Genomic DNA, 26,289 nt, shown 5'->3' with positions numbered 1-26,289 from the left:
AGCGGAGCACCCCATGTCCGAACACGACTACACCGCCCAGCGCGCCGAAACCCGCGCTGAATACGCAGAGCTGCGCGACGGCCCCGGCTTGCCGGAATTTGCCGACGTGGATTATTTCCTCATCCCCGACACGAAAAAAGACTGGGCTCCCCTGGCCGACGCGCTCGCCAAGGAAGGCTACGACTGCGAATGGGTGGAGGATGACGAGGAGTCTGATGAACCCTATCTGGTCGCCACGCTGTATGAGCAGATCATCTCGGCTGACGGAATCTGGCTTGGCGAAGAAGTGGCCACACGCATCGCCCTCGAACATGGCTTTCAGCCGGACGGCTGGGGCCTTCTGGGCGACGAAGACGACGAGTAAACCCACCGGCCTGGCGGGGCAGCACTGCCCCGCCAGCGCCTGAAACGCATGGATGATCCGTCGCCCAGCAGGCGGTTCATCGCGCACTCGCTTGAGCGCACAACACCTGCGAAGCAGCAATGCGGCGCGACGTCAGCCGACCATCGGCCAGCCCCGCCACACCTCCGAACCCAAAATTTCAAAAACCACTGCTCACCTGCCCCGCCGTCCCCGGACGCGCGGCGCCGCTGCTGCTTGCACTCTGCTACCCTCGTTCTTTCGCGCATAAAAACGCAATTGTTCCAAAATAATGGTTTTCTGCACCTGCAAATGGTGACATGTGTTCATCCGTGAACACACATTGAGTCTCCGGAATGAATGCGTACCCAAACCCGACGCCTGCCAAGGCCGTGACCCCGGAAGACGACCAGCTGTTTCGGCTGTTGCGTCAACTGGAGCGCGCGCCAGAGGTCAGCCAGCGCGCCACTGCCGAGGCTCTCGGCGTGTCGCTCGGACGGCTGAACGCGCAGCTCAGGGCCGCATCCGAGGCCGGCCTCATCGCTGTCACGGAACGCAAAGGTCAGGATCGCCGTCAGCGGTTCGCCTATGCGCTGACCGACAAGGGCCACCAGACCAAGAACCGACTGGTCCAATCCTTTCTGACCCGGAAATTTGCCGAATATGCGGCACTGCACGCGGAGCTGACCGGCTCCGTGGGCGACCTGATGCCATTGAAGTACAGGAGCACCCTGATGCAATCCAACCTCGCCCCCATTCCGGAGCTGTATGTCTCCTACGACAGCGCCCAGAAGCTGAAAGTCGAAGCAGGTGACTTGACCTCGCACGATCTGACGCCGCGCCAGATCTGCGATCTGGAGCTGCTGATGAACGGCGGTTTCAACCCGTTGAAGGGCTTCCTGACCGAAGAAGACTACAACGGTGTTGTCGAGGACATGCGCCTCGCAAACGGCACCCTGTGGCCGATGCCGATCAACCTCGATGTGAGCGAAGCCTTCGCCGAGACCATCGAACTTGGTCAGGACATCGCGCTGCGCGACCAGGAGGGCGTGATCCTCGCCACCATGACCGTCACCGACAAATGGGTGCCGAACAAATCGCGCGAGGCCGAGAAAGTCTTTGGCGCGGACGACGAAGCGCACCCGGCCGTCAACTACCTGCACAACACCGCAGGCAACGTCTACCTTGGCGGCCCGGTCACCGGCATCCAGCAGCCCGTGCACTACGACTTCCGCGGTCGTCGCGATACGCCAAACGAGCTGCGCGCCTACTTCCGCAAGCTCGGCTGGCGCAAGGTCGTGGCCTTCCAGACCCGCAACCCGCTGCACCGCGCGCACCAGGAACTGACCTTCCGCGCCGCGAAGGAGGCACAGGCCAACCTGCTGATCCACCCCATCGTCGGCATGACCAAGCCGGGCGACGTGGACCATTTCACCCGCGTGCGCTGCTACGAGGCCGTTCTGGACAAATACCCCCAGTCCACCACCAGCATGTCGCTGCTGAACCTCGCCATGCGTATGGCCGGCCCGCGCGAAGCCGTCTGGCACGGTCTGATCCGCGCCAACCACGGCTGCACCCACTTCATCGTTGGCCGCGACCACGCTGGCCCCGGCAAAAACTCCGCCGGTGAGGATTTCTACGGTCCCTACGACGCACAGGATCTGTACCGCGCCAACCAGTCCGAAATCGGCTGTGAAATGGTCGACTTCAAGCACATGGTCTACGTGCAGGAACGCGCCCAGTACGAGGCCATCGACGAGATCGAAGACAAGGATGACATCACCATCCTCAACATTTCCGGCACCGAATTGCGTCGCCGCCTGCGCGAAGGTCTGGAAATCCCCGATTGGTTCTCCTTCCCGGAAGTGGTCAACGAGCTGCGCCGCACCTCCCCGCCGCGGTCGGACCAGGGGTTCACCGTGTTCTTCACCGGCTTCTCCGGCTCCGGCAAATCGACCATCGCCAACGCGCTTATGGTCAAGCTGATGGAGATGGGGGGCCGTCCGGTGACGCTGCTCGATGGTGACATCGTGCGCAAGAACCTGTCGTCAGAGCTGGGCTTCTCCAAGGAGCACCGCGACCTGAACATCAAGCGGATCGGCTACGTGGCCTCCGAGATCACCAAGAACGGCGGCATCGCCATCTGCGCGCCCATCGCGCCCTACGCGGCCACCCGCCGCCACGTGCGCGAAGAGATCGAACAGTTCGGTGCCTTCATCGAAGTGCACGTCGCGACCTCGCTCGAAGAATGCGAACGTCGCGACCGCAAGGGCCTGTATAAGCTCGCCCGCGAAGGCAAGATCAAGGAATTCACCGGCATCTCCGATCCCTATGACGTTCCCACGAACCCTGAAATCGCCGTCGAGACCGAAAACCTGGATGTGGACAACTGCGCCCACCAAGTGATTCTGAAGCTCGAAAGCATGGGCCTGATCGCCGGGTGACAAACCACACCGCTTGAGAATGCGAAAAGGCCGGGCCACGCGCCCGGCCTTTTTTGCATCTGAACGTCTACGATTTGAACGAGTTGTTTGGGGGCTGCGTGCCAATACGCGCTCTGAACGATGCGCCCGGGAATGCTAACCGATGGCTGACAACAAGATTGGCGGCGGCCTGAACCCAGCCCCTTGTAGGGGCTGAACACCCGACGATCAGGACACCCCGGAAATCGAACCGCCGAAGACGATGGTTACGCGTGCCTCGATAACACCTGAATACAGTGCAGGATGACCGAGAATGCGACTCGGCATCCCCTTCATCTACCTAAAAATGATTTGGGGGCCCGAAAGCCCCCAGTCGAAAAATCCGATGTGTCGCCAGCCTGCCGCAAGAGGCAGCGCCGGGTCAGTGCGCTGTTACCGGCGCAAGATCGTTCTGCCGAGCAAGAGCAAAGGCCAGACGACGGTCCTTGACCAGCGCCAGACGCTCACCATCCGCGCGGTGTACCGCATACAGCGTGTCACGCCCGCCCACCTGCGCCTGAACATCCTCAGGAAGGTCCTCAGCACGGACAGAGCGCACGTAAACCGTGTTGCCTTCGTCCATCAGCTTGGAAAAATCATATTTAACATGCATTTTCTCACCCCTTCCTAATCTTGATCGTCTGCACCACAGTCTCTGGCGCGCTTTGTGTCAGATCGACGTGCAGCAGTCCGTTCTCCATCACAGCTTCGCCCACTTCGACATTGTCTGCCAAAACAAATGTGCGTTGAAATTGACGGGCGGCAATGCCGCGATGCAGAAATACGCGTTCTGCGCTGTCATCCCGTGACCGCCCCCGGATCACAAGCTGGCGGTCCTCAACCGTGATGGACAGATCTTCCTCGCGGAACCCCGCTACGGCCAACGTGATTCGGTAAGATCTGTCAGAGGTCTGTTCAATATTGAAGGGCGGATACCCCTCAGAGGATTTCGCCGTCCGCTCCAGCAACCGCTCCAGTTGCTCAAAGCCCAGCATGTGGGGATAAGACCCCAACGTGAGTTTGCTCATGTCGTCCCTTTCAGTCCTTGATACAAGCGACCGTTTTGCATCAGTCCCGTCAGGCAACCGCTGCCATTCAAATATGGGAAAGGGTCTGTCTCGGTGCAAGGGGCTTTGCGTGAAGCCTTCGGTTCGCTATGTTGAAGATCACAAAGATTGTCAGGAGCACTGCCATGAACGCGCCATCGGAGCTCGCTATGAAAAGCGAAGACGTTCTGCGTGTGGAACTCGAAGTGTTTCGTCGCGAACACCGTGACCTCGACGAGTCGATCCGCGCCCTTCAGACAACCGGAACGGCAGATCAGATTACCCTGCAACGCCTCAAGAAGAAGAAATTGCAGTTGAAGGACAAGATCGCCCTGATCGAAGACCGGCTGTTGCCCGACATCATCGCCTGATCCTCACTGACCCGCACGCATGACCTTGACCATGCCGTCGGTGATCCGGGCAGTAATGATCTGGCTCAGCGCCTGAATCATGGCCGCGCGCCGCTCAGGCGGCAACATCGTAATCCGCGCCTGCCGCGCGCTGGTCTCAGGCCAAGGGTCTGTCAGAACGTTCATCGCGTTGCATCAGGTCCTCATCCACATTCCCTGGCGTCGCATCCGGCTTGTCGCCGGTTTAAGGCTCTGTATAGTCCACCTTTCCCGCGATCCGGAGTGAATTATGGCAGAGATCAAAATCGGCATCATCATGGGCAGCCAATCGGACTGGCCCACCATGCAGGAGGCCGCGGACGTCCTCGACGAGCTGGGCGTCCCCTACGAGTGCAAGATCGTCTCCGCCCATCGCACCCCGGACCGTCTTTGGGACTACGGCAAGACTGCGGTCGACCGCGGCCTGAAGGCGATCATCGCAGGCGCAGGCGGTGCAGCCCACCTGCCCGGCATGATGGCCTCTAAAACCCGGGTGCCGGTCATCGGTGTCCCCGTCCAGACAAAGGCGCTCTCCGGCGTCGACAGCCTGTATTCCATCCTGCAAATGCCACGCGGCTTCCCTGTCGCCACCATGGCCATCGGTGCCGCAGGGGCGAAAAACGCAGGTCTGATGGCCGCCGCCATCCTCGCAAACGAGGACGAGACCCTCGCCAAACGCCTCGACGACTGGCGCGCCGCGTTGTCTGCCTCAATCCCCGACACGCCAGAGCGCGACTGACTGCAGACATAGCCGCCAACGCTCCGGGGCGGCGACAGCCCCGGAGTATTCGCGAAGGCAAAAAGGGGTGCAAGCGACGTCTTTGCTTTCCCAGATACCTATGGGGTGAGGCCGCGAGCCGACGGGCCGCGCCCCTCCCCCTTGCCTCGCCCGTCATCTCGGGCCAAAAGCCTGACAAACAGGAGGCCCGTCATGACCACTCCCCTACCCACCGGTTCCACCATAGGCATCCTTGGCGGTGGCCAGCTCGGCCGCATGCTATCGGTCGCGGCATCGCGACTGGGGTTCAAGACCGTCATCTTTGAGCCGGGCGGCGATTGCCCCGCCTCTCATGTGGCGAACTACCACTTGCAGGCCAGCTACGATGACGAAGAGGCGTTGAAGCGGTTCGCAGAGTCCGTCGATGTCATCACCTACGAATTCGAGAACATCCCGACCTCCGCGCTGGATATCCTCGAACAGATCAAACCGATCCACCCCAACCGCGAGGCACTGCGGGTGTCGCAGGACCGCCTGACGGAAAAGACCTTCCTCCAGGGGCTGGGCCTGACGGTCGCGCCCTTTGCCGACATTCCCGACCGGGCGGCGCTGGACGCCGCGCTCGACACCATCGGCACCCCGTCGATCCTGAAAACCCGTCGCTTCGGGTATGACGGCAAGGGCCAAGCCCGCCTGAAATCGCCCGAGGACGCAGAGCAGGCACTGGCCGACATGAATGGCGCGCCTGCGGTGCTCGAAGGTTTCGTGGACTTTTCTTTGGAAATCTCCGTCATCGCCGCTCGCAGCCAGGACGGTCAGGTTGCGGCCTTCGATCCCGGCGAGAACGTGCACGAAGGCGGCATCCTGCGCACGACCACGGTTCCGGCCAAGGTCCCCGCCCGCCTGCAAACTGACGCCGTTCTGATGGCGGGGCAGATCCTCAATGCGCTCGACTATGTGGGCGTCATGGGGCTGGAGCTGTTTGTCACGCCGGGCAAGCTCATCGTGAATGAAATAGCGCCTCGGGTGCACAACTCCGGCCACTGGACACAGAATGGCTGCACCGTCGACCAGTTCGAACAGCACATCCGTGCCGTTGCGGGCTGGCCGCTGGGCAATGGCGCGCGCCATTCGGACGTGTTGATGGAGAACCTGATCGGCGACGATATGGACCGCGTGCCCGACCTGGCCCGCGATGGCGCCTGCGCCCTGCACCTTTACGGCAAGGCGGAGGTTAAACCGGGCCGCAAGATGGGCCATGTGAACCGCGTCACAAGCTGACGGAGGGCGGGGCACGGCCCCGCGGCTCACATCTCACTTCACATATATGTCAGCAACAAATAGCTGCCATTAACATCTATTTTCTTGCCAGACCGCTCAGGCGTGGTTAGGTCACGACCAAAGGCCCGCTCTGCGGGCCGTTCCTGTTTTCAAGAGCCGCATTATGTCCGTGACCACCTCCCCCGATGCCATCCCCCCCGTCGAAGACAACACCAAACGTGACAAGCAGGTCATTTTGCTGCTGTTGGTGTCTGCCTTCACCGTCATCCTGAACGAGACGATCATGGGCGTTGCTTTGCCGCGCCTGATGGCCGATCTGGGCATCACCGCCAGCGCGGGCCAATGGCTGACCACCGCCTTTCTGCTGACCATGGCCGTGGTGATTCCGATCACCGGATTTCTGCTGCAACGGCTCGCCACGCGGCAGGTGTTCCTCATGGCCATGGGTCTGTTTTCCGCCGGGACGCTGGTCTGCGCCACCGCGCCGGGGCTTGGTCAGCTGATCCTGGGGCGCGTCGTGCAGGCCACCGGCACCGCCATGATGATGCCGCTGCTGATGACCACCGTGATGAGCCTCGTGCCCCCGGAAACCCGCGGCAAGACCATGGGCAACATCTCCATCGTGATCTCCGTCGCGCCCGCCATCGGGCCCACCATCTCCGGCATCATCCTCAACGTGCTGGACTGGCGCTGGATGTTCTGGCTGGTGCTGCCCATCGGCCTCAGCGCGCTTGCGCTTGGCTACGCCCGCCTTGTCAACGTGAACGAACCCAAGGAGCGCCCGCTTGACCTGATCTCCGTTCCGCTCTCCGCTATCGGTTTTGGCGCGCTGGTCTACGGCCTGTCCACCATCGGCGAAAGCCACGGCGACGCCGCTGTTCCCGTCTGGGCGCCGCTGGCCCTCGGCATCGTGGTCATCGCGATCTTTGCCCTCCGCCAGCTCAAGCTCGGCCCCAAGGGCCGCGCCCTTCTGGATCTGCGCACCTTTGGCAACCGCGTGTTCACCGTGTCGGTCGTGATGATGGGTTTTTGCATGATGGCGTTGTTCGGGATGATCATCCTGCTGCCGATCTACATGCAGAACGTCCTTGGCATGGCACCGATCGAGGCTGGCCTGCTGCTGCTGCCCGGCGGCTTGCTGATGGGCCTTCTGGCCCCCACGGTCGGACGCCAATACGACAAGATCGGCGCCCGCAAACTGGTCATTCCCGGCGCGATGTTCGTCAGCAGCGGCCTGTGGCTGATGGCCACCCTGAATGCCGAAACCGCGGTCTGGCACGTGCTGGTCGCCCACGTGATCCTGTCCATCGGCCTGTCCCTGCTGTTCACGCCGCTGTTCACCTCCGCGCTTGGGTCCGTCCCGAAGGAGCTGTATTCCCACGGCTCCGCCGTCCTCGGCACCACGCAGCAGGTGGCAGGCGCCGCAGGCATCGCGCTGTTTGTCTCTGTGATGTCGCTGGCCTCTGCCGCGGCAACCGCAGGTGGGGCGGATCTCGTCCATGCCACGGCCGCCGGCACGCGCGCGGGCTTCATGACCGGCGGTGCGATCTCGCTGCTGCTGATCGTGGCCGGGTTCTTTGTGCGCCGCCCGCCGGACATGCGCGCGGACTAAGCGCCCTATCCAACAAAGCGGCCCGCCACAGGGCCGCTCATCCACGCCACCTGCCCGCCCGCAAGGGTCGCCACGATCCGACGGCTGTCGCGCTCCATGACCACCAGATCGGCACGCTGGCCGGGCGCGATCACACCGCGATCCGTCAGCCCCAACAGCCGCGCAGGCCCGCTGGACACCAGCGCCCAGGCCCCCGCCACATCCAGCAGCCCAAGCTCGACACAGCGCCACGCCGCGCGCGCCGGTGACGGGTAATGGTAATCCGACGCCAGCGCATCACACAGCCCCGCCGCGATCAGATCCTGAGCCGAGGCGTTGCCCGCATGGGATGCCCCCCGCACCACGTTCGGCGCGCCCAGCACGGTGAAATCGCCGCCGTCCCGCGCCGCCTGCGCCGCCTCCAGAGTCTCGGGAAACTCCGACACACGCGCACCACGCTCCCGCCAAACGGACCGGTCCGCCTCAGTCTGATCGTCATGGCTGCCAAGCGTCACGCCCTGCGCCACCAACCGTGCACAGAGCGCCTCCACCGCCGGGCCAACCTCCGGCCCGCGCGCGTGCAGGTCCAGCAACAGGCGGAAATAATCCTCTGGATTGCGCCGGCTTTTCAACGCCTGCCCCGTCAGACGCGGCGGCTTGCGCCCCTCGGCCAGACGCGCGTGCGGCAGGTGATCGTTGAACACCACGTAGCGGATGCCGAACCGCGCAATGGCCGCCTCAGCTGCCGCGAACTCATCCAGATAATGCGTCTCCAACCGCAGCTGCAACCGCATGTCCACCGGCACGCTGCCGCGCATGACATCGACCGATTCGAACACCTCTCGGGCAAAATCCGGCCCGCGCAGGCCGCCTTCCCAAGACCAGAACTGTGCAATCACAGCCGTGGTGATGCCACAGGCCGCAAGCTCGGCGGCCACCGCCAGCATCCCCGCATCACGTTCGCGCAAAGCGCCCCGGCGCGGTGCCATGTGCCGCTCGAACCCGTCGCCATGAGCATCCACGAGTCCCGGCAACAGGTCGTATCCCGACAGATCGACGGCGCGCCCCACGGCGCAATCCGCGATCACACCGCCGCTCACAGGCACAGCGCAGCTGTCCCACCCCTCAGGCGTCAGCACCCGCGCGCCATTCAATGTCATATCCAAACTCATGCGCGTTCCCATAGACCGACCGCCGCGCCCGCGAAACCCATCATCGTGCCCCCACAACCGGCCCCATCAGCCCGGCCCGACGCCCCCGCGTATTGCTCCGAAAAGCCACAAGCCGCCGCCATCGTCACGCAGAGCAGGCCAAGCGCACTACGCGCCCTGCGTCTTTGCTTTGAAAACACGCACTGAAACGGTCCAACCCGCTGTCACGCCACCAGCTTTTCGGCGCGTTTGAGGTCCACAGACACCAGTTGCGACACCCCTTGCTCCTGCATGGTGACGCCAAACAGCCGGTCCATCCGGGCCATGGTCACAGCGTGGTGGGTGATGATGAGGAACCGCGTCTCCGTCCGGCGGCACATCTCGTCGAGCATGTCGCAGAACCGCGTCACGTTGGCATCGTCCAGCGGCGCGTCCACCTCGTCGAGCACGCAGATCGGCGAGGGGTTCGCCATGAACACCGCAAAGATCAGCGCCAGACAGGTCAGCGTCTGTTCCCCCCCCGACATCAGTGACAGCGTCGACAGCTTCTTGCCCGGAGGCTGGCACATGATTTCCAGTCCCGCGTCCAGCGGATCGTCGGATTCGACCATCACAAGGCTCGCTTCGCCGCCGCCAAACAGATGCGTGAACAACATGGTAAAGTTGCTGTTCACCTGCTCAAAGGCCGTCAAAAGCCGTTCACGCCCCTCCCGGTTCAAGGAAGCGATTCCCGTGCGCAGCGCCTTCACCGCTTCTTCAAGGTCGTTCTTCTCCGACACCAGCGTATCGTGCTCGTCCTGCACCTCCCGCGCGTCGTCCTCGGCCCGCAGGTTCACGGCCCCCAACGCATCGCGCGCGCGTTTCAGGCGGGCAACTTCACTCTCGATCTTCTCCGCATCGCCGACGTCATCGGGCGTCGCATCCAACGTCGCCAACAGCGCTTCGGGCGTGGTCTCCAACGCCTCTTCGATGCGCGCGGTGGCCGCTTGCACGCTTTCGCGCGCGGCATCCGCGCGGGCCTCGGCGCGGGCGCGGGCCTCGCGGGCCTCACCGGCCAAACGCTCCGCATCGCGTTCCGAGGTCACCGCCTCCCGCAGCACGCTCTCCGCCTCGATCAGCCGGTCCTGCGCAAGGGACTTGCGGTCTTCAGCCGTGGCGATGCTGTCAGACAGCTCCTCGCGCTGCGTCGCCAGATCGTCGGGCACCTCGTAGGCATCGGACAGATCGTCCTCGGCTTCGGCCTTGCGCTCCGCCAGCTCCCCGGCGCGGGCCGTTGCATTCTCCAACCGCTGCGTCCAGCCGGACAGATCCTTTGCCACCTGCTGCGCGCGCGCCTTGCGGGCCTCGCCCTCGCGTCGCAGCTCATCTGCGGCAGAGCGGCGCGTCATCATCGTCATGCGCGCGGCCTCGACCGTCATCTTCACGTCTTCGGCCTTGGCGCGCACCTCGTCGAGATCGTCGAGCTGGTCCAGCGCCCGCTCCGCCTCCGTCAGCTGCGCCCGCGCGGTGCTTCCCTCGTCCTCGTAGCGCTTCACCGCCAGAGTGGCACTCTCCAGCTTGCCGCCCGCCATGTCGTGATCCGCTTCGGCCCGGGACAGCGCGCGCGCCGCCTCGGTGACGCGCTGATCCGCCATGCGCCGCGCCTCGCGCGCGTCCTTGTCCGCACGGGTCAGCTCCGCCAGACGCGCCACCAACGCATCATGCGCCGCGCGCGTCCCGTCCAGCCGCGCCGAGGCCTCCGCCATTTCCTGCTTCAACCCTTCGAGCCGGTTCAACTGCTCCAACCTCAGCGCTGCCGCCGAGGGCTGGTCTTCGGCCCAGGCGCGGAACCCGTCCCAGCGCCACAGATCGCCCTCCAGCGACACCAGCCTCTGCCCCGGCGACAGCTGTTGTTGCAGCCTCGGGCCGTCCTCAGCCTCCACCAGTCCGATCTGCGCAAGACGACGCACCAGGACATCGGGCACCGACACATGCTGCGCCAGCGAGGTGACCCCCATCGGCAAAGGCTGCGCGACGTCGTAGCCCGGCATGACCAGCCAACCCGACGGCCCATCGGCCTCCACCTCGGGCGCGCGCAGATCGTCCGCCAAAGCCGCCCCAAGCGCCTTTTCGAACCCCTGTTCAACCTGCAACCGGTCCATGATCTGACCGCCCTCGGCCGTGTCCCGCTCCAGCAACCGCGCCAAAGCCGTCACCTCGGCGCTCAGCGCGTTCATCAGACCCTCGGCCTCGGACCGCTCGCCGCGTGCCTCCGCCTCGCGCGTCTGGCATTCGGCGCGCGCGCTTTCCGCGTCGGTCAGCAGCATCTCCGCCCGTTCCGCCATGGCGTCCGCATCCATCTGGCGGGCGCGGGCATCTTCGGTGGCCTCACGCGCCTGGCCAAGCCTGTCCTGCACATCCGCGACCAAGGCGCGCGCCTTCTCCGCCTCCGCCTCGTTGCGGGCAACCAGGCGCTGGCAATCCGCCAGATAGCGCTGCGCAGACTGGTGACGGGCCGCCAGACGCGCCACATCCTCGGTCATCTGGGTCAGATCCGCCTCGCGCATCTGCAACACGTCAGAGGCCTCGTGAGCGGCCTCAATGGCCTCCTCGACCTTGTCGTCGTGCCCTTCCGACGCCTCCGCCAGCTCGCGCGCCTCCGCCTCAAGCCGTTCGATGGTCTCGCCGGCGTCGCGGTTCAGGGTCTCCTCGCGGGCCATGTCCTGATCGAGCTGGGCAATGCGCTTGCGCAGCGTCTCGATCCGCTGCTGTGCCTGCTTTTCCTGATCCGACAAAGCATCCCGCTGCACCAACAACCGTTGCAGCACCGCGGCGGCAATGGCGTCCTCCTCGCGCAACGCAGGCAGCGACTCCTCGGCAGCCGCCCGAGCGGTTTCCGCCGCGCGCGCGTCCCGTTCCGCGCTTGCCGCGGCCGTCACCAACTCACGCAACGCAGCCTCCGCACTGGCCCGCGCCTGATCCGCCTCGTGCCAGCGCCGATACAGCAGCATCCCCTCAGCCTGCCGCAGCTGCTCGCCAATGGCCCGGTAGCGCGCGGCCTGCTTGGCCTGTCGGGCCAATTGCCCCAGCTGCCCGGCCAACTGCTCCACCACATCGTCAACACGCAGCAGGTTCGCCTCTGTGCTGCGCAGCTTCAGCTCCGCCTCATGACGCCGCTGATACAGGCCGCCGATCCCGGCCGCATCTTCCAGGATCTTGCGCCGATTCTTTGGCTTGGCGTTGATCAGTTCGGAAATCTGCCCCTGCCGCACCAGCGCGGGCGAGGTCGATCCTGTGGCCGCATCCGCAAACAGCATCTGCACATCGCGCGCGCGGGTGTCCTTGCTGTTCACCTTGTAGGCGCTGCCCACGTCGCGGGTGATGCGACGCACCACCTCCAACTGGTCGGTCTCGTTAAAGCCCGCCGGCGCAAGCCGGTCCTGATTGTCGATGATCAGCGACACTTCGGCAAAGTTCCGGGCCGGACGGGACGCTGCACCGGCAAAGATCACATCCTCCATGCCGCCGCCGCGCATGGCCTTGGCCCGCGTCTCACCCATGACCCAGCGCAGCGCTTCGAGCAGGTTGGATTTGCCGCAACCATTCGGCCCGACCACGCCGGTCAACCCGGTCGAGATCAACAGATCTGTCGGGTCCACAAAGCTTTTGAAGCCTGTCAGACGGAGCTTTGAAAACTGCACGCGCGCGATTCCTTTTGAGACCTGCAATTTGGCGGTTTCATCGGGTCCGAGTCAATCAGATCGCGCCGGATTTGGCAGAGCCTTGCCACTTGTCCCCAAGATATTGTGGCAAAACACAGCATCCGGCTGTGCACGCAAAACACGATGAAAGACGGAATGCGTCTGCTCACTTTTTTGAAATATGACTTCGCGCGACTGAGAGTGTTCAAAGCTCAAGGATTCCGAAAATGAAGCGTTTCATGATTTTGGCACCGTTTTTATCGTTGATGGCCTGCGCCAATGCGGAAATTTCGACCCCACCGGTCACGGTTGTCCCGAAAGACCGAGCCGCAGCCGTCGGCATCGACGTCTACGGGCGCGCGCGCGCAGCGGGCAATCCGGTGCCGCGCTTCCGGGGGCAGGAAACGGTTCAGATAAGAACCTGGGGAAATGGCGAAAAGGGCAGCACTGAATTGACCGGCGTTCCGTGTCTGATCGACAGCGGCACCTATGCTGCGAACTTCACCACGCCGGCCAATGTCATCGTGCCCGATTACGGCCCCAACTCCCCGGCGCTCTTCGTTCGGTGCGAGACTGAAACGCAGTCCGGCTCGATCACGGTGAACGTCTACAACGCCACCAACCAGCAACGTCAGCAAAGCGCGGCAGGCGCCGGTGTCTTGGGTGCCATTATCATCGGGGCGGTTGCCGCAGCGAACACCGATAACGAAACGGACGATTTCAAATACCCGGCGCTCACGGTCAACCTGAAGAAAAAGAAGGACTAAAGCGCCTCTACCCGCGCCTGAAACACGTCAGGCGCGGATGCATTCCAAATCCAAAGCGCCCTGCCCCGCATCGAAGTATTCGCAAAACAGCGTGTGCTTGCGACGGGGCAGAGGCGGCGCACGATGACCATCGCATTCCAGCCCAATGGTCATCATCGTCGGGTCACCCAGCACCCAATCGGCGCGGCACCCCGTTTGCGCCTGTGTGGCGACCCCGGCGTTTCGGGCAACATCCTCGAATTTCGGCAGCATATGAGAGCTGGTGCGAATAGCCTCGACGAAGTTGCCGCGCCTCCGAAGGGTAAACGACGTGCCCGCCTCAACGACCTTGACCGCAGGCGCGCCAGAAAAGCCCGGTCCGGGCGTATCGCAGGCGGTTAACAAAATCAGGGGCACAAAAAGGATCATTCGCATCAGGCCAGCGTGCGCCACGATGGTTAGCAAATTCTTAATCGCGACCACACAGGCAACTGAACCGCTCAGGCCGTTGTGCGTCCACCACAAAAGACGTCCGAATTTACGAAACCCGCTCCATCAGTCGCGGTGGGCGCGGGAAAGGTCAGAACGTGACCTCGACCCCCGGCAAATTCAGCGCCTTGATCAATTCGCGCAGCTCCTGGCGTGCCGCCACGTTCGAGATGTTGAGCTGCTTCACGCCCACATCCTTGAGATCCAGAAGCGTCAGCCCGCGCGGGAACAGCTCCCGGAACACAACACGCTCCGAAAAGCCCGGCGCCACGCGAAAGCCGATCCGCTTGGACAGACGGTCCAGCGCCTTTTCGATCTTCATCTTGTTGACCATCTGCTGCGCGCCCAGACGGTTGCGCAGCACAACCCAGTCGATTGGCTGCAAGCCCGCCTGCGCCCGCACCTGACGCGCGGCCCAGACCATTTCGGAATAGACGGAGGGACCGATGATCTTGTCGCCCTCCGAATCGATATGCGCCAGCAGGTCGAAGTCGATGAAACTGTCGTTCAGCGGCGTCACCAGCGTGTCCGCCAGCGAATGCGCCACCTGTGCCAGCCGCGTGTGCGATCCGGGGCAGTCGATCAGGATGAAATCATTGGTCTCGCCCAACCCCGCCACAGCCTCGCTCAGACGACGGTCGTTGGCGTTCTCATTGGGGCCAAGGGCCTCTTTGTCGATGTTCGGCAGATCCGTATGACCGGGCGAGGGCAGCTCCAGCCCGGCTTTGGCCAAGAAGGCCGCGCGGTTGTCCAGATATCGGCCAAGGCTGCGCTGTCGCAAGTCCAGATCCAGCGTCTGAACCCGATGTCCCAGCCGCGCCAAGGCGGTTGAGATATGCATCGACACGGTGGATTTTCCCGCGCCGCCTTTTTCATTCCCGACAACGATGATGTGTGCCACGCTCGACGTCCCTCAGAAAACACCACGTGTTGCCCGTGGTTGGCTGTGCCGCACCCTATAAGCTGGGGACGGCCATGGAAAGGTGCTGCGATGCGGCGGCGCGCCGGAAACAGTGCGTTCGCGCTTTCCGCCCGGTCCTTGAGACAGAAAAACCCGACCAATCGGCCGGGTCCTTCGATGCCATGGATGGCAAGGTCAGTGCAGCTTGGCACCGACTTCGCTGATCGAGTTGTCGATCATCTGGTCGGCCTTCGCCGGATCCATCTGCTCGGCAATGACCTGACGCGCCGCGGCCACGGCCACCACGGCAGCCTGATCGCGCACGTCCTTGATCGCTGCGGCCTGCGCCGACTCGATCTGGCTCTCGGCAGCGGCCAGACGGCGCGCAATCGAGTCCTTCATGTCAGCCTTGGCCTGCTCGGCGGCCAGTTCGGCCTCCTGCTTGGCGTGGGCCACGATCCGGTCCGCCTGGTCCTGCACGTCACGCTGCTTGCGCTCGTAGGAGGCCAGCAAGGTCTGCGCCTCTTCACGGATGCGACGGGCTTCGTCCAGATCGGCCTGAATGCCTTCGGCCCGCTTGTCGAGCAGCTTGGCCAGCATGCCCGGAACCTTGAAGTACACCAGCACCACGAGGAACAGGATAAAGCCGATCAGCACCACGAAATCGGTGTTGCGCAGGCTGAAGAACGGGCCAGTCGCAGCATGTGCCGGAGCAGCGGCCAGCAATGCGAGGGGAAGAATGAAACGAGTCATGATTTATCCCTTCAGCTGGCGGTCAACGGCCGCGTTGATCTTCGCTTCGTCCGCAGTCATGCCCAGTGCAGACACGATGGCAGCGGCGGTGTCCTTGGCAACGATTTCGACGTTCTCCAGGGCGCTGGCGCGGATGGCGTCAATGGCCTTCTGCGATTCAGCGGCTTTGGCAGAAATCTCTGCGTCGGCATGCGCCTTTTCCACGTCAAGATCGGCCTTGATATCGTCACGAGCGCGCTGTGCAATGGCATGTGCCTCGGTGCGGGCATCCGCCAGCGCCTTGTCATATGCCGCCTCGGCGTGCTGCGCCTTCGACTTCAGATCTTCGGCTGCGGCGATGTCGTTCGTGATGGTGCCCTGACGTTCAGCCAGAACAGACGCGATCCGCGGCAAGGCGACACGCGCCAGAATAAAGTAGATCACCACGAGGGTGATGATAAGCCAGAAAACCTGGTTGCCGACCCAGTCACCGCAGAGTTGCGGCATCCCGATCGCGGAGCCGCCTGCGTCGACGCAGGTGCCAGCCAGTTCTTCCTGATACGGTTCAACCGCCATGTCGTCCTCCGTCGGAACTTGGTCTCTACATCGGGCGGCCCATGTCAGGCCGCCCGCGCGTAAGGATCGTCAAATTCCGTGGATCAGACGGCGAACATCAGCAGCAGAGCGATCAGGAACGAGAAGATGCCCAGTGCTTCTGCGAATGCGATGCCGATGAAGAGGGTCGCGGTCTGCGAGCCAGCAGCGGAGGGGTTGCGCAGAGCGCCGGCCAGGAAGTTGGCAGCAACGTTGCCCACACCGAGGGCCGCGATGCCCGTGCCGAGACCTGCAATGCCTGCGCCGAGAAATTGAATGCCTTCCATGGTGGTATCTCCTTACGATTGGAAGTTTGTAGTCTGGTTGTTCTGTCGGGGGAGGCGCGGGATCAGCCCCGCACCGCCTTAGTGAGAGGGATGCAGCGCGTCCTTGAGGTACACGCAGGTCAGGATGGTGAACACGTAGGCCTGGATAAAGGCCACGAGCACCTCAAGACCGTACATCGCGGTGATCGCGAGGATCGAGATGGGCGAGACAGCGGCCAGCGCGGCGAAACCGGCGAAGACCTTGATCACGGCGTGACCCGCCATGACGTTGCCTGCAAGACGAATGGAGTGGCTCATCGGACGCACGAAGTAGGAAATCACCTCGATGATCGCCAGGATCGGACGCAGCGCCAGCGGGGCGGAGGACACCCAGAAGAGGCCAAGGAAACCGGGACCGTTCTTCACGAAACCCAGAACGGTCACGCCGATGAACACCGCCAATGCCAGCGGCACGGTCACGGCGAAATGCGACGTGGTGGTAAAGGCCATCGGGATCAGGCCAAGGAAGTTGGCGAAGACGATGAACATGAACAGGGTCATGATGTAGGGGAAGTACTTCAGACCGTCCTTGCCTGTGACGTCTTCGACCATCTTGTAGACGAAGCCGTAGGCCAGTTCGGCGACCGACTGGGAACGCGACGGCACGATGGCGCGGCGCGATGTGCCCACAACCATCAGCAGCACAATGGCGACGATCGCCAGAAACAGCCAAAGCGTCACGTTGGTGATCGTGAACAGACCTACATCACCGTGGCCAAACAGCGGCTTGACGATGAACTGGTCCATCGGGTGAAAGACCAGGCCCGTGCCTTCGGTCGCGTGCTCTGCACCGTGCGTCTCAGTCGCCATGCGTGTTCCCCTCGTTTGCGCCGCCTGCGGCGCCCTTGTCAGCCTCAGGCGCGTCCGCCTCGTTCAATTCCTGCTTCGCCTGCAGTTCTTTCGCTGTGCGCAGCATCACTTTGATGCCGGCGGCGATGCCCAGCAGTGCGAAAATGACCATGAGCCACGGACCAGTGCCAAGCAGCCAGTCCAACCCGTAGCCAATGCCGAACCCGATCCCGAGTCCGGCAACCATCTCCGTCACCATGCGCCACGCCATATTGGCCTGACTGTAGTGTTCCTCCTGGTGAGGCTTCACCTGCCCCGTGGCCTTCTTGTAGGCGTTGATGCGGATTTCGAGGTCCTGCATCTGTCGCTTCGGATCAGGCGCGCTCATGGGCTGTTTGCTCCACCAGAGTTCGCAAGGGGGATAGGCGGTGCAGCCCCCGGAGTCAACGACGGGTTAAGCCTTAATTCACACCCAGCAAGCCTATGAAATTTATGGTTTTTCCAAATTGCCAGCTGACAATTTTCAAAGCACCTCACCCCTGTTAGCGCCCCAGCCTGCTGCGTTTGCATATTCAACTCATCAGTTGACCTTGCCATCGGGCTCCTGCATCCCCATGGCGCAGACGGCTCTCGCCTCTTTATATATGCTGTGCAAAGCCCGCGTTCCGGTCTATCTGCAAAGCCCATGACCGCCCGCCTCGACGCCACCTTCGCCGCTCTCGGCGACCCGACCCGCCGCCGCATCCTGTCGATGTTGCTGGAGGACGACATGGCCGTGACCGATGTGGCGGAGCCTTTCGAGATGTCGCTCGCCGCGATCTCCAAACACTTGGCCGTGCTCACCAACGCAGGCCTCATCAGCCAGGAGAAGCGCGGTCGGGTGAAGTGGTGCAAGCTGGAACCGGACGCCCTGCGTGAAGCGACCATCTGGATGCAAAGCTTCGGGTTGTTTGAGCCGGTGAACCTCGATGCCTTCGAGCGCTTCCTTGAAGCGGAGCTTTCTCCGGCCACAGGCGCGCCGAACGAGTGAACCCTTGGAGGCGCGAAGAGACAAGGCACGGTGCTGGCTTCTCTGCTTCCTGAATGCTCAACTGTCTTGCTCTTCGTCCTTGATCAAAAGCAGAAGCGACAGGACTGTCAGCGCAACGCCGGGCAGGACTATGGTGGATGGCACGCCCTGCCCCAGCGCCAGCTGCCAGACGATGACAAAGCACGGCACGATATACGTATAGGCCATCACCTTGGCCGACGGCAGACGCAGCGTCGCGTAGCGCAGGATCAGGAAGGTCACGCCGGTGGCGACGATGGCCGTGTAGGCGATGACCTGGTAGACGATCACCGGCATCGCGGCCCAGTCGGTCTCGACGATATCGCGGGCGGCATAGACACCGAGGATCACCGCCCCCGCCGTCAGGATCGAGGCGGTGAAGGCCAGCGCCGGCTCGCCCCGGCTGAGCTTTCGCAGCAACGGAGAATAGAGCGCGTGGGCGAGGCAGCCCCAAAGGTACACCTGCTCGCCGCGCCCGATCTCGAACCGCAGGGCAAGGTTCGGATCACCGCGAAAGATCACCCAAAGCGCGCCAAGACCGCCAACCACGATGGCCAGCGCCATACGGCGGGTGGTGACCTGGCGCACGACAACCCACCCAAAGACCGCGGTCAAAGCCGGGTTCAGGGTGAAGACCGCGGCCATGCTGACGGGCTCTGCGGTTTTCAGGCCCTCGAACATGGTGACGAAGTAGATGGCAAACAAACCGGCGAGCGCAAAGTAACGCCAGGGCGCGCGGAACACGCCCTCGGTGCCAGTGCCGCTGGCCAGCGCCACCGCCCACATCGCTGCCGCGGCCACCGCAAAGCGCACCGCGTTCAGCACCACCGGATCAATGTAGGGCCCGACCATCGCGCCGAATGGGAACGAGCCTGCCACCAGCGCAGCGAAGCAGAGCATCGCGAGATGTCCCTTGGCCGCCTCGCTCACTTCTTCGCTGTGCCTTCTCCCGCATATGCCTTGAGGTGCGACAGGAACGCCTGCACTTTGGCCGTGCGGTGCAGGTCCACATGCGTCACCAGCCAGAGCGGCGCGGTCCAATCGTCGCTGGGGGGCAGCACCTGAACCAGATCCGTATGCAGCGCCGCTTCGCGCGTGCCCATGAAGCCCAGGCCGGCACCGGCCAGAAGAGCACCTTCGAGAACGCGCGAGTCGACACTGCGGAACACCATCCGGTCAAAAGGCACGCGCGCATTAAGCCAGCGATAATGCGGCGCGCGGTTGTCCGGGTCGTCGTGCCCGACGAAATCGTGCTCTGCGAGATCCTCTTCGCCCTTTGGGGTGCCTCTGCGCGCCAGATAGTCCTTGTGGCCGTACAGCGCCACATCCTGCTTGGCAAAGGACTGCGCCACGTTGTCCAGCTCCTGGGGGGCAGGCCCGGCGCGCAGCGCGATATGCGCCTCGCCGTATTCCAGCCGGAACACCCGGTCGCCGGTCAGGTAGCGCACCACCACGTCCGGATAAGCCGCGCGGAACGACGTCAACGCCGGCACCATCAACGGCGAGAAGGCAATCAACGAGGTGACCAGCAACTCGCCCGACACGTCAGAGCCGCGCCCTTTGATGCGCCCTTCGAGCTGTTGAAACTGCTCATCGGTGGTCTGCGCCACGCGCAACAGGTCTTGTCCCGCTTCGGTCGCGGTGTAGCCGCGCGCATGACGCTGGAACAGCTTGACGCCCAGACGTCCCTCAAGCGCGTCGATGTGGCGGATCACCGTGGCGTGGTGCACGCCCAGAACATCCGCTGCCCCGCTGACCGTGCCCATCCGCGCCACTTGAAAAGCTGTGCGGATTTCATCCCAATTGTCCATCTTGCGTCCTGTGCAAATATAAACAGTGACCTTCCTTTTGCTCAGATTGCGTTCGGTCGAGCAAGAGCCAAGTTTAGGGACAGACCGCAACAGCAGTTTGCTTTGCCGAAAGGACGACACAATGACCGAGACACTTCTCCGTATCGACACTTCCGCCCGCCACGAAGGGTCAGTGACCCGCGAATTGGGCGACCGGATCGAAGCCAAGCTGAACGCCGGCAAGATCATCCGCCGCGACCTGGCCGATCAGGTGATCCCGCAGCTTGACGCGGGCTGGCTGCACGCCGCCTTTACCAGCGACGAAGAGCGCACCACCGAACAGCGCGACCACCTGGCCCTGTCCGACCGCCTGATCGCCGAGATTCAAGAGGCAGACACCCTGCTGCTGACCGTCCCGGTCTATAACTTCAACGTGCCTGCCTCGTTGAAAAGCTGGGTCGATATGATCGCCCGCGCCGGTATCACGTTCCGCTACACCGAATCGGGTGCCGTGGGTCTGCTGGACGGCAAGCGCGCCATTCTGGCCATTGCCAGCGGCGGCACCGAGGTGGACAGCGCCATCGACCACGCGACACCCTGGCTGCGTCAGGTGCTGAACTTTGTCGGCATCACCGACATTCAGGTTGTGCGCTCCGACAAGCAGGCCGTGGACCCCGAGGCGTCCAAAGCCCGCGCCGAGACCGATCTGGAAAACCTCGCCGCATAAGACCTGCGGCCGTTCAGAATGCTGCGCGTCCTATCGTCGGGACGTGCAGCAACCGGCGGGCTGCCGGATCACGCGGGTCCAGCTCCGCGTAGCGCAGGGCATCCTCTGCGGTGCGCGAGACCTCCAGCGGATAGGGCATCCGCGCCTTTACGGTATCGCGGTACAGCTTGCAGATCCCGAAGTTGACCTTTCCCGGTGCATAGATCGAGGTGCGTGCGCGTGGGTCGCGCGCGGTGTGAAACGCGGTCAGCCGATCTGCGAGACGCTGGGTTTCCTCAAAGAACCGTTCCGGAAATGTGCAGTTGGCAACATCGAGAAGGATGTGCTGACCGCCGTCGAACTGTGGATCTTCGCGATAGGCTCCGAGACAGTCTACATTCTGGTCGACGGTGATGTCGCCCTCGAACCGCACCAGAACGATGTTCGTTTCCGTCAGGATCTTGAAACTTGCGGGCATGGGTGGCCTTGTGGGCATGAAGGGCTGACCTGACGTATATGCACGCAGTCCCTGCCGCCGCGCAACTATCCAGATGAGAGCCGCGCAGGCCAAGGCGCCCCCTCATTGACAAAAGCCTGATTTCCCCTTATCCGCAGTCGCAACCCCGGAAGCGTTGAGTCTTCCGGTCCCTTGGGCATGGCCCGGGATCGCCCTCCGTCAGCGCGTTGCGCCCACGGGGGCATTTCCGCTTTGCCCATTTGCGATGCCGGTCCGGCCGTCTTACGTAGACGAGCGACCAACAGAGACAGAAAGAAAGGCGTAAAGCCCATGTTCGAAAATCTCTCCGAACGCCTTGGCGGCGTGTTCGACCGGCTGACCAAGGCGGGCGCCCTGTCCGAAGACGATGTAAAGACCGCCCTGCGGGAAGTGCGCGTGGCCCTGCTGGAGGCGGACGTCTCTCTGCCGGTGGCGCGCCAGTTCATCAAGGCCGTCGAGAAGAAAGCCACCGGCGCGGCGGTGACCAAGTCGGTCAGCCCCGGCCAGCAGGTGGTGAAGATCGTCCTTGACGAGCTGATCGCCGTGCTGTCGGGCGAGGATGACACCCCCGGCAAGCTGAAGATCGACAACCCGCCCGCGCCGATCCTGATGGTCGGTCTGCAAGGTGGCGGTAAGACCACGACCACTGCAAAGCTGGCCAAACGCCTGAAAGAGCGCGACGGCAAGAAGGTCCTGATGGCCTCGCTCGACGTGAACCGCCCGGCGGCGATGGAACAGCTTGCGATCCTTGGCACGCAGATCGGCGTCGACACGCTGCCCATTGTCAAGGGCGAGGACCCTGTCGCCATCGCCAAGCGCGCCAAGACACAGGCGGGTCTGGGCGGCTATGACGTCTACCTGCTCGACACCGCCGGCCGTTTGTCCATCGACGAAGAGCTGATGACCCAGGTCGAAGCGGTCCGCGACGTGGCCAACCCGCGCGAGACGCTGCTGGTGGTCGACGGCCTGACCGGTCAGGATGCCGTCCACACCGCCGAGAACTTTGACAACCGCGTCGGCATCACCGGCGTCGTGCTGACCCGGATGGACGGTGATGGTCGCGGCGGTGCCGCCCTGTCCATGCGCGCCATCACCGGCAAGCCGATCAAGTTCGTCGGCCTGGGCGAAAAGATGGAAGCGCTGGAAACCTTCGAGCCGGACCGCGTGGCGGGCCGTATCCTTGGCATGGGCGACATCGTGGCGCTGGTCGAGAAGGCGCAGCAAACGCTTGAGGTCGAACAGGCCGAGCGCATGATGAAGCGCTTCTCCAAGGGGCAGTTCAACATGAACGACCTCAAGACCCAGCTTGAGCAGATGATCAAGATGGGCGGCATGGCCGGGATGATGGAAATGATGCCCGGCATGGGCAAGATGGCCAAGCAGATGGACAGCGCCGACATGGACGACAAGATGATCAAGCGCCAGATCGCGCTGATCCAGTCCATGACCAAGAAGGAGCGCGCCAACCCTGCCCTGCTTCAGGCCAGCCGCAAAAAGCGCATCGCCGCCGGTGCGGGCATGGAGGTCTCCGACCTGAACAAGCTGCTGAAAATGCAGCGCCAGATGTCCGACATGATGAAGAAAATGGGCAAGATGGGCAAAGGTGGCATGATGAAACAGGCCATGAAGGGCATGTTCGGCAAGGGCGGGATGCCTCCCGGCATGGACCCCTCCCAGATGGACCCCAAGGCCCTCGAAGCCGCAGCCAAGCAGATGGGCGCCAAAGGCGGAATGCCCGGCGGCATGGGGGGAATGGGTGGCATGGGCGGCCTGCCCCCCGGCCTTTCCGGTCTTGGCAAGAAGAAGTAAGGACCGGCAACCGCGCCCCTCGGCTTTCAGTCTTCCGAAACACTCTCGTCGGACGCATCCCGCAGCAACCACAGGCACCCAAGCCCCGATACCATGACCAAACCCGTTCTCCATACCGAGCGCCTGACCCTCAGGCTGCCCCTGCAAGCTGATTGGCCTGCGGTGCGCGCCTTCATGTGCTCGGAGCGGTCGGCCTACGTGGGCGGACCGATGGAAGATGAAAATGCGGCGTGGCGGGCCTTTCTGGCCTCCGCCGGGCATTGGACGATGAAGGGCTTTGGCTATTTCACAGTGCTGCACGACGACGCCCCTGTGGGCCGCGTGGGCATCGTGGAGCACCCGGCGTGGGACGAACCTGAACTGGGCTGGCAGCTTTTTGACGGCTTCGAGGGACAGGGATACGTGACCGAGGCGGCCACCGCCGTGCGCGACTGGGCCTATGGCACCCTGCGCATGGGGCCGCTGATCTCTTATATTCACCCCGACAACATCGCGTCGCAGCGCGTGGCGCAGCGGCTCGGCGCGCAGATCGAACGGGAAACCACCTTGCTTGGCGGTCCGGCGCAGGTCTGGCGTCACCCCTCCGATGACGATGATGGCAACCCCGAGGCCTACGCATGAGCCTTGTGACCGCGCCCGTTCTGGAGACCGAAAACCTGCTGCTGCGTGGCCCTGAGAAGGGCGACGCCGATGCGGTCATGACCTTCCTGCGCGACCCGATCCGCAGCGCGGGCTTTGGCACCTCCCCCACACAGGGCGATGCGTGGCGCTGGTTCACGCTGAACGTCGGTCACTGGCATTGGCACGGCTACGGCTATTTCACCATCGTTGACCGTTCCAGCGGCCAGCCCTGCGGCATCACCGGGATCTGGAATCCCGTGCCCTGGCCCGAACCGGAATTGGGTTGGGTGGTCTTCGAGGGCTTTGAGGGGCGCAGTCTGGCCTACGAGGCCGCCCAGCGCGCCCGCATCTGGGCCTACACCGAGCTTGGCATGACGACGCTGACGTCGAACATCGTGCCGTCGAACACCCGGTCCAAGGCGCTCGCCGCGCGGCTTGGCGCGCAGTACGAGCGCACCTATCACAACGAACACATGGGTGAAGACGAGCTGTGGCGGCATCCGTCCGCGCAGGAGGTGCTGGGATGAAGGCACATATCTCGATCGCCACCGACCGTCTGGTGCTGCGCACCCCGGAAGAAGAAGATTTCGACGCAGTGGCGCGGTTCATGGCATCGCAGCGCGCGCAATTTGTCGGTGGTCCGCGTACGGATCGCTTTGACATGTGGCGTGGGTTCCTGTCGCAATTCGGCCATTGGGGGCTGCGCGGCTACGGCATGTTCACCATCACCCGCAAGGGCGAGGTGATCGGGCGCACCGGTCTGCTGAACCACGTGATGTGGGAAGAACCGGAACTGACCTGCCACATCTTCGACGCTGGCGAAGAGGGCAAGGGATACGCCACCGAGGCCATGCGTGCCGCCCGTCTTTGGGCCTGGGAAGCGCACGGTTTGAACCGGCTGGCGTCTTTTGTGCACCCGGACAACGGCGCGGCACAGGGCGTGGTGCTGAAACTCGGTGCCGTCCCGGAACGCGAGACCACCCTCTTGGGGCGGCCCGTGCACCTGTGGCGCCACCCGGAGGCGCGGCAGTGACGGAGATCGCAAAGCGCCCCACGCTACACGCCCCCTGTGAAAAGCACCGCCCCGGCCCCGCCGCGCGCACGGCGGCCCGCATGGGCGGCAAGGTGCCCGTGCTGGACACCAGGCGGCTGCAACTGCGCGGCCCGCGGGTCTATGACTTCAAGGCCTATGCCGATATCCTGACGTCGGATCGGGCGGTGTTTTGGGGTGGACCGTATTCACGCAAGGACGCCTGGGACGACTTCACCAATTACGTTGCTTGCTGGATGCTGCACGGGCACGGGCTGTGGACCATCGACGCGGCCACCACGCCGACCGCCGGCTTTGTTCTGCTGGGCTATGGCTGGGACGATCCGGAGCCGAAGCTGAGTGTGTTCATGTCCGCCGGTGCAGAGGGTCAGGGCTACGCCTTGGAGGCGCTGGAGGCCGCGCGCGACCATGCGTTTTCGGCGCTGAACTGGGACAGCGTGGTCAGCTCTGTCGCCCCTGACGACGACCGCGGCATTCGCCTGATGAAGCGCGCCGGGGCACGTCGCGACGCGCAGGCCGAGGCAGCCTTGGGGACCGACCACCGGCACATCTGGCGCCACGCGCAGGGGGCCGCATGAGCATCGTGAACATCCCTGTTCTGGAAACCAAACGGCTGCTGCTGAAGGCCCCGCAGCCGCAGGATTACCCCGATTTCAAGGCGACTTTCGCGTCCTATCGCTCGCGCTTCATGGGCGGGCCGCTGAACGCCTATGAGACCTGGATGCTTTATGCCGCAGAGATCGGCCATTGGGAAATCCGTGGCTTTGGCATGTGGATGATCCACCTGAAGGAGACCAGCGAGACCGTCGGCATGGCCGGCGGATGGTTCCCGGCAAAGTGGCCGGAGCGGGAGATCGCCTGGATCATCTGGCCCGACCGCGCCGGCAAGGGCTACGCGCTGGAGGCCACCGACCGGGTGCGCCGCCATTTCTATCAGGACATGGGGTGGGACACGGCGGTGTCCTACATCGACCCCAAGAACCTCGATTCCATTCGACTGGCCGAGCGGCTGGGCTGCGTCAAGGACCGCGACGCGCCTTCCATCGACGGCAGCGATGCGGTTTACCGGCACCCGACGCTGGCCCAGTTGCAGGGCCAGACCGGCCACGGCATCGACATGGAAATCGCCCACTACCAGGACCCGCTGTTCAAACCGAAAGGCTTTGCAATTGACTGACGCACCCAATGACGTTACCCGCGCGGCGCAAATCCTCAAGGAACACCGCGAGTCCATTGATCGCCTCGATGCGATCCTCGTCTACACCCTGGGCGAGCGGTTCAAGCACACGCAGGCCGTTGGAAAGCTCAAAGCCGACCACGACCTCCCGCCCTCCGACCCTGCGCGCGAAGAGCATCAGATCGCGCGGCTCGAAGACCTTGCGAAACGGGCCGATCTCGACCCGGATTTCGCCAAGAAATTCCTGAATTTCATCATTCAGGAGGTGATCCGACACCATAAGGAACACCAAGCCTAACCCAGACCTAACCGGACCCCGGTCCGGCCCTGCCATT

The 26,289-nt window shown here is 63.5% G+C and carries 31 protein-coding genes; 16 read left to right on the top strand and 15 right to left on the bottom strand.

Features of this window, described 5'->3' with window-relative positions:
• Positions 1–13: 13 nt before the first annotated feature.
• Positions 14–364, top strand: a complete 351-nt coding sequence (locus J4E08_RS06565; RefSeq protein ID WP_349537787.1) for a ribonuclease E inhibitor RraB — start codon at positions 14–16, stop codon at positions 362–364.
• A 353-nt stretch (positions 365–717) separates the two neighbouring features.
• Positions 718–2,805, top strand: coding sequence for a bifunctional sulfate adenylyltransferase/adenylylsulfate kinase (locus J4E08_RS06560; RefSeq protein WP_349537786.1), 2,088 nt, complete (start codon positions 718–720; stop codon positions 2,803–2,805).
• A 400-nt stretch (positions 2,806–3,205) separates the two neighbouring features.
• On the opposite strand, the gene J4E08_RS06555 is transcribed toward J4E08_RS06560, so the two are convergent.
• Together J4E08_RS06555 and J4E08_RS06550 are read right to left on the bottom strand one after the other, a co-directional pair.
• Positions 3,206–3,436 (bottom strand): DUF1150 family protein, encoded by a 231-nt coding sequence (locus J4E08_RS06555; protein WP_183962739.1) that lies wholly within the window; start codon positions 3,434–3,436, stop codon positions 3,206–3,208.
• A 4-nt stretch (positions 3,437–3,440) separates the two neighbouring features.
• A complete protein-coding gene (locus J4E08_RS06550) occupies positions 3,441–3,851 on the bottom strand; it encodes an Hsp20 family protein (protein ID WP_183962738.1) in 411 nt (136 codons plus the stop codon).
• Positions 3,852–4,015: 164 nt separating this feature from the next.
• Here J4E08_RS06550 and J4E08_RS06545 point away from each other — a divergent pair, with 164 nt between their 5' ends.
• Positions 4,016–4,240, top strand: a complete 225-nt coding sequence (locus tag J4E08_RS06545) for a YdcH family protein (RefSeq protein WP_183962737.1) — start codon at positions 4,016–4,018, stop codon at positions 4,238–4,240.
• 3 nt (positions 4,241–4,243) lie between these two features.
• On the opposite strand, the gene J4E08_RS06540 is transcribed toward J4E08_RS06545, so the two are convergent.
• Positions 4,244–4,405: a hypothetical protein gene (locus J4E08_RS06540; RefSeq protein ID WP_349537785.1), complete on the bottom strand. Its 162-nt coding sequence runs from the start codon at positions 4,403–4,405 to the stop codon at positions 4,244–4,246.
• A 103-nt stretch (positions 4,406–4,508) separates the two neighbouring features.
• Here J4E08_RS06540 and purE point away from each other — a divergent pair, with 103 nt between their 5' ends.
• From purE to J4E08_RS06525, 3 genes are all read left to right on the top strand, one after another.
• Positions 4,509–4,997 carry a 5-(carboxyamino)imidazole ribonucleotide mutase gene (gene purE / locus J4E08_RS06535; protein ID WP_349537784.1) on the top strand — a complete coding sequence of 163 codons (489 nt, stop codon included), beginning with the start codon at positions 4,509–4,511 and terminating at the stop codon, positions 4,995–4,997.
• A 192-nt stretch (positions 4,998–5,189) separates the two neighbouring features.
• On the top strand, positions 5,190–6,257 hold the full coding sequence (locus tag J4E08_RS06530; RefSeq protein WP_349537783.1) for a 5-(carboxyamino)imidazole ribonucleotide synthase: 1,068 nt from the start codon (positions 5,190–5,192) through the stop codon (positions 6,255–6,257).
• A gap of 163 nt (positions 6,258–6,420) precedes the next feature.
• Positions 6,421–7,869 carry an MDR family MFS transporter gene (locus J4E08_RS06525; protein WP_349537782.1) on the top strand — a complete coding sequence of 483 codons (1,449 nt, stop codon included), beginning with the start codon at positions 6,421–6,423 and terminating at the stop codon, positions 7,867–7,869.
• 5 nt (positions 7,870–7,874) lie between these two features.
• Here J4E08_RS06525 and J4E08_RS06520 read toward each other — a convergent pair whose 3' ends face one another.
• Both J4E08_RS06520 and J4E08_RS06515 read right to left on the bottom strand, forming a co-directional pair.
• Positions 7,875–9,020, bottom strand: a complete 1,146-nt coding sequence (locus J4E08_RS06520; protein WP_349537781.1) for an alpha-D-ribose 1-methylphosphonate 5-triphosphate diphosphatase — start codon at positions 9,018–9,020, stop codon at positions 7,875–7,877.
• A 203-nt stretch (positions 9,021–9,223) separates the two neighbouring features.
• Positions 9,224–12,679, bottom strand: a complete 3,456-nt coding sequence (locus J4E08_RS06515; protein ID WP_349537780.1) for a chromosome segregation SMC family protein — start codon at positions 12,677–12,679, stop codon at positions 9,224–9,226.
• Between the two features lie 227 nt (positions 12,680–12,906).
• Here J4E08_RS06515 and J4E08_RS06510 point away from each other — a divergent pair, with 227 nt between their 5' ends.
• On the top strand, positions 12,907–13,446 hold the full coding sequence (locus J4E08_RS06510) for a hypothetical protein (RefSeq protein ID WP_349537779.1): 540 nt from the start codon (positions 12,907–12,909) through the stop codon (positions 13,444–13,446).
• Between the two features lie 27 nt (positions 13,447–13,473).
• On the opposite strand, the gene J4E08_RS06505 is transcribed toward J4E08_RS06510, so the two are convergent.
• From J4E08_RS06505 to J4E08_RS06475, 7 genes are all read right to left on the bottom strand, one after another.
• Positions 13,474–13,854 (bottom strand): hypothetical protein, encoded by a 381-nt coding sequence (locus J4E08_RS06505; protein WP_349537778.1) that lies wholly within the window; start codon positions 13,852–13,854, stop codon positions 13,474–13,476.
• A gap of 151 nt (positions 13,855–14,005) precedes the next feature.
• The gene (locus tag J4E08_RS06500) at positions 14,006–14,815 is read right to left on the bottom strand and encodes a division plane positioning ATPase MipZ (RefSeq protein ID WP_183962728.1); all 810 of its coding nucleotides are present in this window, start codon (positions 14,813–14,815) and stop codon (positions 14,006–14,008) included.
• A 195-nt stretch (positions 14,816–15,010) separates the two neighbouring features.
• Positions 15,011–15,568 carry a F0F1 ATP synthase subunit B gene (locus tag J4E08_RS06495; RefSeq protein ID WP_183962727.1) on the bottom strand — a complete coding sequence of 186 codons (558 nt, stop codon included), beginning with the start codon at positions 15,566–15,568 and terminating at the stop codon, positions 15,011–15,013.
• A 3-nt stretch (positions 15,569–15,571) separates the two neighbouring features.
• Positions 15,572–16,123, bottom strand: coding sequence for a F0F1 ATP synthase subunit B' (locus J4E08_RS06490; protein ID WP_349537777.1), 552 nt, complete (start codon positions 16,121–16,123; stop codon positions 15,572–15,574).
• 83 nt (positions 16,124–16,206) lie between these two features.
• Positions 16,207–16,428 (bottom strand): F0F1 ATP synthase subunit C, encoded by a 222-nt coding sequence (locus tag J4E08_RS06485; protein WP_183962725.1) that lies wholly within the window; start codon positions 16,426–16,428, stop codon positions 16,207–16,209.
• Between the two features lie 78 nt (positions 16,429–16,506).
• Positions 16,507–17,277, bottom strand: coding sequence for a F0F1 ATP synthase subunit A (locus J4E08_RS06480; protein ID WP_349537776.1), 771 nt, complete (start codon positions 17,275–17,277; stop codon positions 16,507–16,509).
• Positions 17,267–17,644, bottom strand: coding sequence for an AtpZ/AtpI family protein (locus J4E08_RS06475; RefSeq protein ID WP_349537775.1), 378 nt, complete (start codon positions 17,642–17,644; stop codon positions 17,267–17,269). Before J4E08_RS06475 ends, J4E08_RS06480 begins: the two co-directional genes overlap by 11 nt.
• Before the next feature lie 297 nt (positions 17,645–17,941).
• Between J4E08_RS06475 and J4E08_RS06470 the strand changes: the two genes are divergently transcribed.
• A complete protein-coding gene (locus J4E08_RS06470) occupies positions 17,942–18,286 on the top strand; it encodes an ArsR/SmtB family transcription factor (RefSeq protein WP_183962722.1) in 345 nt (114 codons plus the stop codon).
• A 57-nt stretch (positions 18,287–18,343) separates the two neighbouring features.
• On the opposite strand, the gene J4E08_RS06465 is transcribed toward J4E08_RS06470, so the two are convergent.
• Positions 18,344–19,234 carry a DMT family transporter gene (locus tag J4E08_RS06465; RefSeq protein WP_349537774.1) on the bottom strand — a complete coding sequence of 297 codons (891 nt, stop codon included), beginning with the start codon at positions 19,232–19,234 and terminating at the stop codon, positions 18,344–18,346.
• Complete coding sequence (locus J4E08_RS06460; protein ID WP_349537773.1) at positions 19,231–20,115, bottom strand: LysR family transcriptional regulator; 885 nt, start codon at positions 20,113–20,115, stop codon at positions 19,231–19,233. The genes J4E08_RS06465 and J4E08_RS06460 overlap by 4 nt, the downstream gene beginning before the upstream one ends.
• Positions 20,116–20,236: 121 nt before the next feature.
• On the opposite strand from J4E08_RS06460, the gene J4E08_RS06455 reads away from it, so the two are divergent.
• Entirely contained in the window at positions 20,237–20,821 is a 585-nt protein-coding gene (locus J4E08_RS06455) for an FMN-dependent NADH-azoreductase (protein ID WP_183962719.1), read from the top strand.
• 13 nt (positions 20,822–20,834) lie between these two features.
• On the opposite strand, the gene J4E08_RS06450 is transcribed toward J4E08_RS06455, so the two are convergent.
• Positions 20,835–21,278, bottom strand: coding sequence for a hypothetical protein (locus tag J4E08_RS06450; RefSeq protein ID WP_349537772.1), 444 nt, complete (start codon positions 21,276–21,278; stop codon positions 20,835–20,837).
• Positions 21,279–21,587: 309 nt separating this feature from the next.
• Between J4E08_RS06450 and ffh the strand changes: the two genes are divergently transcribed.
• The 7 genes from ffh (at position 21,588) to J4E08_RS06415 (ending at position 26,252) form a co-directional block, all read left to right on the top strand.
• Positions 21,588–23,105, top strand: a complete 1,518-nt coding sequence (gene ffh / locus J4E08_RS06445) for a signal recognition particle protein (RefSeq protein WP_349537771.1) — start codon at positions 21,588–21,590, stop codon at positions 23,103–23,105.
• Positions 23,106–23,198: 93 nt separating this feature from the next.
• The gene (locus tag J4E08_RS06440) at positions 23,199–23,726 is read left to right on the top strand and encodes a GNAT family N-acetyltransferase (protein WP_349537770.1); all 528 of its coding nucleotides are present in this window, start codon (positions 23,199–23,201) and stop codon (positions 23,724–23,726) included.
• Positions 23,723–24,253 carry a GNAT family N-acetyltransferase gene (locus J4E08_RS06435; protein ID WP_349537769.1) on the top strand — a complete coding sequence of 177 codons (531 nt, stop codon included), beginning with the start codon at positions 23,723–23,725 and terminating at the stop codon, positions 24,251–24,253. The genes J4E08_RS06440 and J4E08_RS06435 overlap by 4 nt, the downstream gene beginning before the upstream one ends.
• Complete coding sequence (locus J4E08_RS06430) at positions 24,250–24,759, top strand: GNAT family N-acetyltransferase (RefSeq protein ID WP_183962714.1); 510 nt, start codon at positions 24,250–24,252, stop codon at positions 24,757–24,759. Before J4E08_RS06435 ends, J4E08_RS06430 begins: the two co-directional genes overlap by 4 nt.
• Entirely contained in the window at positions 24,756–25,355 is a 600-nt protein-coding gene (locus tag J4E08_RS06425; protein ID WP_349537768.1) for a GNAT family N-acetyltransferase, read from the top strand. The genes J4E08_RS06430 and J4E08_RS06425 overlap by 4 nt, the downstream gene beginning before the upstream one ends.
• Positions 25,352–25,954: a GNAT family N-acetyltransferase gene (locus J4E08_RS06420; RefSeq protein WP_246429216.1), complete on the top strand. Its 603-nt coding sequence runs from the start codon at positions 25,352–25,354 to the stop codon at positions 25,952–25,954. The genes J4E08_RS06425 and J4E08_RS06420 overlap by 4 nt, the downstream gene beginning before the upstream one ends.
• Positions 25,947–26,252, top strand: coding sequence for a chorismate mutase (locus J4E08_RS06415; protein WP_246429215.1), 306 nt, complete (start codon positions 25,947–25,949; stop codon positions 26,250–26,252). The genes J4E08_RS06420 and J4E08_RS06415 overlap by 8 nt, the downstream gene beginning before the upstream one ends.
• Positions 26,253–26,289 lie beyond the last annotated feature (37 nt).

It is taken from the genome of Sagittula sp. NFXS13, assembly GCF_040148795.1.
GTDB classification, from domain to species: Bacteria; Pseudomonadota; Alphaproteobacteria; order Rhodobacterales; family Rhodobacteraceae; genus Sagittula; species Sagittula marina.
The sequence above is the reverse complement of the archived record's forward strand: the minus strand, read 5'-3'. Positions and strand labels throughout refer to the sequence as shown.